Annotated in this window: 11 protein-coding genes; all 11 read right to left on the reverse strand. The window is 75.7% G+C overall.

Going from position 1 to position 10,402, the window contains the following annotated elements:
- A partial coding sequence (locus tag GC157_13155; protein MBI1378413.1) for an NADP-dependent isocitrate dehydrogenase occupies positions 1-341 on the reverse strand: 341 nt, incomplete at its 3' end.
- A gap of 95 nt (positions 342-436) precedes the next feature.
- The gene (locus tag GC157_13160) at positions 437-1,426 is read right to left on the reverse strand and encodes a malate dehydrogenase (protein ID MBI1378414.1); all 990 of its coding nucleotides are present in this window, start codon (positions 1,424-1,426) and stop codon (positions 437-439) included.
- Between the two features lie 112 nt (positions 1,427-1,538).
- Positions 1,539-2,111: a DUF3017 domain-containing protein gene (locus GC157_13165; GenBank protein ID MBI1378415.1), complete on the reverse strand. Its 573-nt coding sequence runs from the start codon at positions 2,109-2,111 to the stop codon at positions 1,539-1,541.
- The gene (locus GC157_13170; protein ID MBI1378416.1) at positions 1,814-2,677 is read right to left on the reverse strand and encodes a bifunctional methylenetetrahydrofolate dehydrogenase/methenyltetrahydrofolate cyclohydrolase; all 864 of its coding nucleotides are present in this window, start codon (positions 2,675-2,677) and stop codon (positions 1,814-1,816) included. The genes GC157_13165 and GC157_13170 overlap by 298 nt, the downstream gene beginning before the upstream one ends.
- A gap of 13 nt (positions 2,678-2,690) precedes the next feature.
- Complete coding sequence (locus tag GC157_13175) at positions 2,691-3,158, reverse strand: DUF3291 domain-containing protein (GenBank protein MBI1378417.1); 468 nt, start codon at positions 3,156-3,158, stop codon at positions 2,691-2,693.
- A 53-nt stretch (positions 3,159-3,211) separates the two neighbouring features.
- Positions 3,212-4,408, reverse strand: coding sequence for an EamA-like transporter family protein (locus GC157_13180; GenBank protein ID MBI1378418.1), 1,197 nt, complete (start codon positions 4,406-4,408; stop codon positions 3,212-3,214).
- Positions 4,224-5,789 (reverse strand): bifunctional phosphoribosylaminoimidazolecarboxamide formyltransferase/IMP cyclohydrolase, encoded by a 1,566-nt coding sequence (gene purH / locus GC157_13185; protein MBI1378419.1) that lies wholly within the window; start codon positions 5,787-5,789, stop codon positions 4,224-4,226. The genes GC157_13180 and purH overlap by 185 nt, the downstream gene beginning before the upstream one ends.
- Positions 5,786-6,409: a phosphoribosylglycinamide formyltransferase gene (locus GC157_13190; protein ID MBI1378420.1), complete on the reverse strand. Its 624-nt coding sequence runs from the start codon at positions 6,407-6,409 to the stop codon at positions 5,786-5,788. Before GC157_13190 ends, purH begins: the two co-directional genes overlap by 4 nt.
- Before the next feature lie 94 nt (positions 6,410-6,503).
- Positions 6,504-7,721, reverse strand: coding sequence for a hypothetical protein (locus tag GC157_13195; GenBank protein ID MBI1378421.1), 1,218 nt, complete (start codon positions 7,719-7,721; stop codon positions 6,504-6,506).
- 195 nt (positions 7,722-7,916) lie between these two features.
- Positions 7,917-8,942, reverse strand: coding sequence for an alpha-hydroxy-acid oxidizing protein (locus tag GC157_13200; GenBank protein MBI1378422.1), 1,026 nt, complete (start codon positions 8,940-8,942; stop codon positions 7,917-7,919).
- Positions 8,943-9,094: 152 nt separating this feature from the next.
- The gene (sucB, locus tag GC157_13205) at positions 9,095-10,396 is read right to left on the reverse strand and encodes a 2-oxoglutarate dehydrogenase, E2 component, dihydrolipoamide succinyltransferase (GenBank protein MBI1378423.1); all 1,302 of its coding nucleotides are present in this window, start codon (positions 10,394-10,396) and stop codon (positions 9,095-9,097) included.
- Positions 10,397-10,402 lie beyond the last annotated feature (6 nt).

Raw genomic sequence — 10,402 nt, forward strand, 5'->3', positions numbered from 1 at the left:
ATCACGATCGGCTCGCGGAAGATGACGCCGCCGAGGATGTTGCGGATCGTGCCGTTCGGCGACTTCCACATCTTCTTCAGGCCGAACTCCTCGACCCGCGCCTCGTCCGGCGTGATGGTCGCGCACTTGACGCCGACGCCGTGCTCCTTGATGGCGTTCGCGGCGTCGACGGTCACCTGGTCGTCGGTCTCGTCGCGGTGCTGGATGGACAGGTCGAAGTACCTCAGGTCGACGTCGAGGTACGGGAGGATCAGCTTGTCCTTGATGAACTGCCAGATGATCCGCGTCATCTCGTCGCCGTCGAGCTCGACGATCGGGTTGACGACCTTGATCTTCGCCACGGTGGCTCCTCGCTCGGTGCGGTGACGCCCTCGGGGCGTCGCTGGGGGTCGGACGCCGGTGGCGTCGGGGTCGGTGTGGTCGTGCGGCGTGCTGGTCAGACCAGCCCGAGGGAGCGGACGGCCTCGCGCTCCTCCTCGAGCTCGTGGACCGAGGCGTCGATGCGGGCGCGGGAGAACTCGTCGATGTCGAGGCCCTGGACGATCTGCCACTCCCCGCCGGTCGAGGTGACCGGGAACGAGGAGATCAGCCCCTCCGGGACGCCGTAGGAGCCGTCGGACGGGACCGCCGCCGACACCCAGTCGCCCACGGGCGTGCCGTTCACCCACGAGAACACGTGGTCGATGGCGGCGTTGGCCGCCGAGGCGGCCGACGACGCGCCGCGGGCCTCGATGATCGCGGCACCGCGCTTGGCGACGGTGGGGATGAAGTCGTTCTCGAGCCAGGCCTGGTCGTCGACGACCTCGGCCGCGCTGCGCCCGCCGATCTGCGCGTGGAAGATGTCGGGGTACTGCGTGGCGGAGTGGTTGCCCCAGATCGTCATCCGGGTGACGTCGTTGACCGTGACGCCCGCCTTCTTCGCCAGCTGGGTCTTGGCCCGGTTGTGGTCGAGCCGGGTCATCGCGGTGAACCGGCCGGCCGGCACGTCCGGCGCGTGCGAGGACGCGATGAGGGCGTTGGTGTTGGCCGGGTTGCCCACGACGAGCACGCGCACGTCGGAGGCGGCACCGGCGTTGATCGCCTCGCCCTGCGGCTTGAAGATGCCGCCGTTGGCCTCGAGCAGGTCGCCGCGCTCCATGCCCGCGGTGCGGGGCCGGGCGCCGACCAGCAGCGCGACGTTGACGCCGTCGAAGGCCGCCCGCGCGTCGTCGGTGATGTCGATGCCCGCGAGCAGCGGGAAGGCGCCGTCGTCGAGCTCCATCGCGGTTCCCTCGGCCGCCTTGAGCGCCGGGGTGATCTCGAGCAGCCGCAGCCGGACCGGCACGTCGGGGCCGAGCAGCTGGCCGGACGCGATGCGGAACAGCAGCGCGTAGCCGATCTGTCCGGCGGCACCGGTGACGGTCACGGTGACGGGCGAAGCGGCCATGAGGGCTCTCCTTGTCGTCGGCGGGCGGGCCGTCGCCGGGTGTGCCGTCGACCCGAGCCGCGTGGATATCTCGTCATCAAGACATCTGGGCCAGGCTATCCGCACCCGCCGCCTAGCCGCTCGGCGGGGGGACCCACAGTGCCAGCACGCTCACGGCCAGCGCGAGCATCGCCAGCACGGTGACGTCGACCCGCTTGGAGCGCACCGCGAGCAGCCCGGCCTCGCGGCCCGGCAGCAGGAGCCGCAGGAAGAACGCGAGCGCGACGCCGAAGGCCAGCAGCACCGTGCCGCGCCGGAAGTGCCCGCTCGCGACGACGACCAGCCCGGCGACGACGACCGCGAGCGTGGCCGTCAACGGCCACTGCCGCCGCAGGCCGGACACGGCGCTCAGGCGCCGCCGGCGGTCGCCGCGCGCTCGGCCGCCTCGACCACGTTGAGCAGGAGCATCGCGCGGGTCATCGGGCCGGTGCCGCCGGGCATCGGCGCGAGGTGCCCGGCGACCTCGCGGACGTCGGGGTGCACGTCGCCGACGAGACCGGCGTCGGTGCGCGTGATGCCGACGTCGAGCACCGCCGCCCCCGGCTTGACCATGTCCGCGGTGACCAGGTGCGCCACGCCCGCCGCGGCGACGACGATGTCGGCCCGGCGGGTGTGCGCGGCGAGGTCGCGGGTGCCGGTGTGGCACAGCGTCACGGTGGCGTTCTCGCTGCGCCGGGTGAGCAGCAGCCCGAGCGGGCGGCCCACGGTGACCCCGCGCCCGATGACGGCGACCTCGGCCCCCGCGATCGGGACGTCGTAGCGGCGCAGCAGCTCGACGATGCCGCGAGGCGTGCAGGGCAGCGGCGCCTCGATGCCGAGCACCAGCCGGCCGAGGTTCGTGGGGTGCAGGCCGTCGGCGTCCTTGGCCGGGTCGATGGCCTCCAGCGCCCGGCTCTCGTCCAGGCCCTTCGGCAGCGGCAGCTGCACGATGTAGCCGGTGCACGTGGGATCGGCGTTGAGCTCGGCGATGGCGGCGTCGACCTGCTCCTGGGTGGCGTCGGCCGGGAGGTCGACACGGTGCGAGGTGATGCCCACCTCGGCGCAGTCGCGGTGCTTGCCGGCGACGTAGGAGCGGCTGCCCGGGTCGTCGCCCACGAGCACCGTGCCCAGCCCCGGGGTGACCCCGTTCTCGCGCAGCTTGGCGACGCGGGCGGCGAGCTCGGCCTTGATCGCGGACGCGGTCGCCTTGCCGTCGAGGAGGGTGGCCGTCACGGGTCGGATCCTCTCACGCGTGCTCGGCGGCGGGCGCCGGCGCGGCGTCCGCCCCGAACGGGACGCGCAGGGTGAACGCGTGCGCCGTCGGCCCGTGCGCTCGCAGGTGGTCGAGGCGCTCCTTCGCCTCCACGAGGCTGGGCCGGTGCCCCTCCGGCACCCACCAGAGCACGAGGGTGTCGACGGGCACGGGGGTGAAGAACGCGCGCCGCTGCCGCAGCACCTCCACGTGGGCGCCGGAGTAGACGTACTCGCGCAGCGACTCGACGTCGGTCCACGTGCTGAGGTTCACGATGATCGTCGGGCCCCACGGCCGGACGTCGGTGGCGTTGCCGTTCTCCTCCTGGAGCCGCCACACGAAGCCGGGGGCGGCGTCGGCCATCGCGTTGACCGGCTCGAGGCTGGCGACGAACGGCGCGAGGTCCGGGTGGTCGAGGTCGTGGGCGAGGTGCGCGATGTTGAGCTGCGCGAGGTGGGCCATGCCCCGACCCTGCCACAGGCGTCCCGGCCCGGACGACGGGACCGCGGGCGGGATCAGCCCGGCTGGACGGACCGGCGCCGCGCGCCTCTCGGCGGCATGGCGGCCACCGCGACGGACAGGCCGGTGAGCACCACGCCCACCACGACCGGCCACCCCACCACGGTGCCCGCGGTGGGGAACAGCAGGTCCGACACGAGCGACCCGACGAGCTGCCCGCTGATGTTGAGAAGTCCGAAGAGCAGCACGCCCAGGGGCTCGACCAGGGCGGAGGCGCTCGCGATGAACACGACGCCGATGGGGCCGCCCAGCCACAGCAGCGGCGCCTGCCACGGCCAGGGGGGCGTGGTCCAGGCGTGCCCGAGGAGGTGCTCGACGCCGACCGCGACGAGCAGCGCCGCCAGGCCGACGGTGAAGTTGACGACCGTGGCGGTGAACGGGTCGCCGGTGCGGGCGGCGACCTGCCCGTTGAGCGCCGGCTGCACCGCGACGGCCGCCCCGGCCACGAGGGAGAGGACCGCGGCGGACACGACGAGCTGACCGCTCGAGGCCCGGCCGGAGACCGCGATCGCCACGGCCACCGTCGCGCCGACGGCGGCCACCACGCGCCGCGCGGTGACCGGCCGGGCGCGGCCGGGTCCGATCCCGGCGCGGTCGACGCCCAGCGAGGTGCCCGTGGTCCCGGCCACGGTCAGCACGGTGAACATCGCGACGCCCAGCAGCGGGACGGCGATGCCCTGGCCGGCGACGAGGGTCGCCCCGCCGAGCCCGCCGAGCAGGTGCCACCAGCGCAGCCGGCGCGCGCGCAGCTCGGCCGGGAGCCGGTGCGCGAGCGCCTCGCGCGTGACCGGGCGCAGCAGCGCGATGACACCGAGGATGAGCAGGCCGGCGATGAACGACAGCGTCGCGGCCAGGAGCCCGTCGCCGATGGTGACCGCGAGCTCGCCGGTGCTGCGGCTCTGGGCGACGACGAGCAGCCCGATGCCGAAGGCGAGCGAGAGCGCCCAGAGCGGCGGATGGTGGTGGGGCTCCGTACCGCCGGCCCCCGTGGGGGCCGTCGCCGGGCCGTCAGTGGAAGAAATGGCGCGTTCCGGTGAGGTACATCGTGACGCCGGCGGCCTGCGCGGCGGCGACGACCTCGGCGTCGCGCACCGAGCCCCCGGGCTGCACCACGGCGCGCACCCCCGCCTCGAGCAGCACCTCGAGGCCGTCGGGGAACGGGAAGAAGGCGTCCGAGGCCGCCACGGCGCCACGGGCACGCTCCTCGCCGGCGCGCGAGACGGCCAGGCGGCAGGAGTCCACGCGGTTGACCTGCCCCATGCCGACCCCGACCGCCGCGCCGTCCTTCGCGAGCAGGATCGCGTTGCTCTTCACCGAGCGGACGGCGGTCCAGGCGAACCGCAGGTCGCGCAGGGTCGCGTCGTCGGCCGGCTCGCCGCAGGCCAGCGTCCAGCTCGCGGGGTCGTCGCCGGGCGCGTCCACGCGGTCGACGGTCTGCAGCAGGACGCCGCCGGACACCGGCCGGATCTCGATGCCCTCGCCGGCGGGGACGTCGGGCGCCACGAGCAGGCGCAGGTTCTTCTTGGCCGACAGCAGGGCGAGGGCGTCCTCGTCGAAGCCCGGGGCGACGATCACCTCGGTGAACACGTCGGCGACCTGCGCGGCCAGCTGCGCCGTCACGGGGCGGTTGGCGGCGATGACCCCGCCGTAGGCGGACACCGGGTCGGTGTCGTGCGCCTTGCGGTGCGCCTCGGCGACGTCGGCCCCGATGGCGATCCCGCACGGGTTGGCGTGCTTGATGACCGCCACGGCGGGCTCGGCGAAGTCGTACGCCGCCCGGCGTGCGGCGTCGGCGTCGACGTAGTTGTTGTAGGACATCTCCTTGCCCTGGAGCTGCTCGGCCTGGGCCAGGCCCGGGCGGGGCGTGCCGGCCGTGACGTAGAGGGCCGCCCGCTGGTGCGGGTTCTCGCCGTAGCGCAGCACCTCGGCGCGCTCCCAGGTGGCGCCGATCCACGCCGGGAAGCCGGTGCCGCCGTCGGTGGGCGACACCACGTTGCCGAGGTAGGACGCCACCGCGACGTCGTAGCTCGCCGTGTGCACGAACGCCGCGACGGCGAGGGCCTGCCGCTGCTCGAGGGTGAAGCCGCCCGAGCGCACCGCGGCGAGGACCTCGTCGTACGACGACGGCGAGGTGACCACGGCGACGCTGGGGTGGTTCTTCGCCGCGGCGCGCACCATGGTGGGGCCGCCGATGTCGATCTGCTCGATGCACTCGTCCGGCGTGGAGCCGGAGGCGACGGTCTCGACGAACGGGTAGAGGTTGACGACGACGAGCTCGAACGGCGCGATGCCGAGGTCCTCGAGCTGACGGCGGTGCTCGTCGAGGCGGAGGTCGGCCAGGATCCCGGCGTGCACCTTGGGGTGCAGCGTCTTCACCCGGCCGTCGAGGCACTCCGGGAAGCCGGTGAGGTCGGCCACCTGCGTCACCGGCACCCCGAGCGAGGCGATGCGGGCGGCGGTGGACCCGGTGGACACGATCTCGACGCCGGCCTCGTGCAGGCCGCGGGCGAGCTCGTCGAGGCCGGTCTTGTCGTAGACCGACACGAGGGCGCGACGGACGGGTCGGGTGCTCACGGGATGGTGGCCTTCCTGCCGGTGACGGTCCAGCCGTCGCGGGCCATGCGGCCCACGACGTCGACGAGGAGCGCGCGCTCCGCCGTCTTGATGCGCTCGTGGAGGGACTCGACGTCGTCGTCGTCGCGGACCTCGACCGCGGCCTGCGCGAGGATCGGGCCGGTGTCGACGCCGGCGTCGACGACGAACAGCGTGCAGCCGGTCACCTTGACGCCGTGCGCGAGCGCGTCCGCGGCGCCATGCATCCCGGGGAACGACGGGAGCAGGGCGGGGTGCGTGTTGACGTACCGGCCGGCGAACCGCTCCAGGAACGCCGGGCCCGCGAGCTTCATGAAGCCGGCCGACACGACGAGCCCGGGGTCGTGCGCCGCCGTGGCCTCCGCGAACGCGGCGTCCCACTCGGCGCGGGAGGCGAAGTCCGAGACGCGCAGCACGAAGGTGGGCACCCCGGCACGGCGGGCCCGCTCGAGCGCGAGGATCCCGTCGCGGTCGGCGCCCACGGCCACGACCTCGGCGGGGTAGTCGGGCGAGGCGCACGCGTCGAGCAGCGCCTGCAGGTTGGTCCCCTCGCCCGACACGAGCACCACGAGGCGCAGCCGCGCGCGGGCGGGATCGGGCACGACGGAGGTCCTCCACGGACGGGGGGCGGGACACGCGGTCGGCGGCCCGGGCCGATCCTACGGGGCGCGCCGCGGGCGCCCGGCCGTCGGTGGGTCAGGCCTCGTCGTGGACCCAGACCACCGGGCGCAGGTGCGCGGCGAGGGTGACCACCAGGCCGCCCGCACCCACGAGGCCGGCCACGGCCAGCCCGGTGGCGAGGGCGGAGGGGCCGACGTCGGCGAGCCGGCCGTCGCCGAGCGAGCCGCCCGCCGCCAGGCACGCGACCGCGCTCGCCAGCCCGACGAGCCCCGCGGCGACCAGCACGACGATCGACTCGTCGAGCACGTCGCGCTCGCCGCGACGGCGCAGCACCACCGTGCCGACGACGCCGGCCACCACGGGCAGCAGGAGCAGCAGCGGGCCCGCGGCCGGGGCGTCGAGCGGGACGGCGCCGAGCACCGGGACGCCGGGCAGGAGCCCCCCGGACGCCGAGAACGGGTCCACCACGGTGCCGCCGCCCACGGCGAAGCCCGGGCCGGCGAGGTAGGACAGCGCCCAGACGATCAGGTTGGGCAGGTAGGCCAGCTGCACGAGCAGCAGCCCGACGGCGTCGCCGGCCCCGGGTGCGGCCTGGCGCGTCATCGCCAGCACCGCGCCCCAGTGCGCCAGCAGGGCGCCGGCGGCCACCAGGCCGGCAGCCACCACCAGGCTCGCCCCGCTCGCCGCGGCCACCGGCAGCGCGGCCGCCAGCCGATCGGGCAGACGGCGCCGCCACCGGCGGGCGAGCCCGGTCTCGCGCGCGACGCCGGTGCCGAGCCCGGCGCCGGACACCAGCGCCGCCCAGGCGAACGCCGAGGGCGTCGGCACGTCGGCGCCGCCGAGCCCGGACACCTCGGCGACGAGCGCGGCGACGCATGCGTAGGCGGCGGTTCCGGTGACGACGAGGAGCACGGCGTCCGGGGTCTCGGTGGTACGGCTGATGCGGGCCGCCCACCGGCCCGCGCGCACGAGCAGCAGCAGCACGAGCACGAGAAGGAGGAGGGGCAGCAGGGTGACGGTGGACGCGGGGGTGTCCACCGGCGCGTGGTGCGCGGCCAGCCACACGACGCCGGCGGCCTGCAGTGGGGTCCCGATGCCGTCGTCGCCGCGCGCCCCCACCGCCCACACGAGGGTGACCAGGCCGCCGACCACGACGAGGCCCACGGCGGCGGCCCACGCCGCAGCGGTCAGGGCGGCGACCGGCCGGGTGCCGCCCAGCGCGCGCGGCAGGCGGCGGCGCGGTGACGGGGAGCCGGGCGCGGACGGAGGAGTCCGCTCCAGCATCGAGGTCACCTCTCGATGCTCGCACCGGTGCCCCCGGGCGCCCGCGAGCGACACGGCCGAATGCGGCCGGCCCGCGCGTGCGTCCTGCACGCCGGCGCCGACTGCGCCGCGCGTTTCGTGCTGCGCCGCACTCCGTCAGGAAGCAGCCGTCAGCACTCGGATGCCAGCACTCGACCGTCGTGCCGGCCCGGGACGGGGCGCGGGTCAGGCGGGGCGGGTGACGATGTCGGGGCCCACGTCGCCGCAGCCGGTGCAGCCGGCCAGGGCGAGCGCCTCGTGCACGTCGCGGGTCAGGTCCGCGAGCAGCTCGCGCACGCCCTCGGCGCCTCCGGTGGCCAGCGCCCAGAGCACCGGACGGCCGAGCAGCACGGCCCGGGCGCCGAGCGCGAGCGCGCGCAGCACGTCCGACCCGGTGCGCACCCCGCCGTCGGCGTAGACCTCCACGCGGTCGCCCACGGCGTCGACCACCTCGGCGAGCGCGACCGGCACCGGCACCACGCCGTCGAGCTGGCGGCCGCCGTGGGTCGAGACGATGACGCCGGCCGCCCCCGCGTCGACCGCCCGCGCCGCCTCGTCGCCCCGCAGGACCCCCTTGACCACGACGGGCAGCCCGGACGCGGCCGCGAGCCGGCCGATGTCGGCGGGCACGAGGTCCGGCGCCTGGTGGTAGCGGGCGTCGGACCAGTTGCGGTCGTCGAGCTCGGCCACGATCCCGGTGCGCGGCATGGCCGAGGCGAAGCCGTGCATCTTGCGGGCGATCATCGGGGTGTCCACGGTGAGGACGAGAGCCGTAGCGCCGGCCTCGGCCGCGCGCCGCGCGACGTCGTCGGAGATGCCGCGGTCGCCGAGCACGTAGATCTGCTGCCAGAACGATCCCGCCGCGGCCGCGACGTCCTCGAGCCGGGCGCTGGCCCGCATCGAGAGCACCAGCAGGCTGCCCGCGCCGCGGGTGCCCGACGCCGTGGCCACCTCGCCGTCCGGGTCGCACAGCGCGTGCGCCGCGGACGGCGCCACGAGCACCGGCGCCGCGACGGGGGTGCCGAGCACGGCGGTGGCGGTGCTCACCGTGCTGACGTCGCGCAGCACCCGCGGCCGCAGACGCACCGCGGCCCATGCAGCCTCCTGCTCGGCCAGCGTGCGCCCCTCCCCCGCCCCGCTGTCGAGGAACCCGAACACGTCGGGCGGCAGGACGCTGCGCGCGCGTGACTCGAGCTCGTCGTAGGCCGTCATGACGACGATCCTGTCATCGGGACGCCGCACCACGCTCGCCCGCTCGAGGGGCATCGCTACGCGGTCCGCTCCGGGACCGGTCCCCCGCCGAGCCGCGTCGGGACCGGCATGTCACCCCCTGGTCGACCGGCACGTGCCCTGCCTTCCGTGCGTCAGGCGATCTCGGTCTCGAAGCGGCCCGCCTCGAGCCGCTCCTTGATCGTGGTGAGGAATCGTGCCGCGTCGGCCCCGTCGACGAGGCGGTGGTCGTAGGTCAGCGCCAGATGGGCCATCGACCGGATGGCGATGACGCGCTCGCCGTCGGGCCTGCGGACCACCACCGGACGCTCGACGACGGCGCCGGTGCCGAGGATCCCGACCTGACCGGGGACGAGGATCGGGGTGTCCCACAGCGCGCCGCGGCTGCCGGTGTTGGTGAGCGTGAAGGTCCCGCCCGCCAGCTCGTCCGGGCCGATCGTGCCGCCCCGGGTGCGGGCGGCCACGTCCTCGATGCGGCGCGAGAGCCCGAGGACGTTGAGGTCCTGCGCGTCCCGGACCACGGGCACCATGAGCCCCTTGTCCGTGTCGACGGCGACACCGAGGTGCACGCCGGCGCGGGTCACCACGGTCGCGCCGTCCGGCTCGATCGAGGAGTTGAGCACCGGGTGCGCGCGCAGCGCCTCGACCGCGGCCTTGGCGAAGAAGGCCGTCAGCGTGAGTCGCACGCCCAGCCGGTCGCGCAGGTCCGCGGCGACCTCGCGGCGCAGCTCCACCACGCGGGTGACGTCGACCTCGACGACGCTCGTCAGCTGCGCCGACGTGTGCAGCGACGTCATCATCCGCTCCGCGACGACGCTGCGCAGGCGCGACATGGGCTCGCGCCGGTCGCCGGCGCCGAGCGGCACCGACGGCGTGGCGGGCCGTGCTGGAGCCGCCGCCGGGCCCGGAGCAGGTGCCGCCGCCATCCCGGGCGCGGCCGCGGCGGCACGCTCGACGTCGACCGGTGTGACGCGTCCGTGCGGCCCGGTGCCCGCGACGGCGTCGAGGGCGATCCCGTGCTCGCGCGCGAGCCGGCGCACCCGCGGCGAGTGCACGTGGCGCGGCGCGCCCTCCACGCGGTCGGCGACGGCCGGCCCGCTGGTGCGCGCGGCCGGTTGCTCCGGCGCCGGCGCGGGGGACGGCGGGGACCCGGGCGCGGAGGGAGCGTCGTCGGCCTCCGCGGCCGCGGGGGTGCCCCCGCCGCCCGTCGCGGCGCCGGCGGACCCGATCACCGCGAGCACGGCGCCCACGGACACCGTCGAGTCCTCGCCGACGACGATCTCGAGGAGCGTGCCCGCCGCGGGCGAGGGCACCTCGGTGTCGACCTTGTCCGTGGAGATCTCCAGCAGCGGCTCCTGGTCGGCGACGAGGTCGCCCACCTTCTTCAGCCAGCGGGTGACGGTGCCCTCGGCCACCGTCTCCCCCAGCTGCGGCATCGTGAC

This window comes from Frankiales bacterium (assembly GCA_016125335.1).
In the GTDB taxonomy this organism is placed as follows: domain Bacteria; phylum Actinomycetota; class Actinomycetes; order S36-B12; family CAIYMF01; genus Longivirga.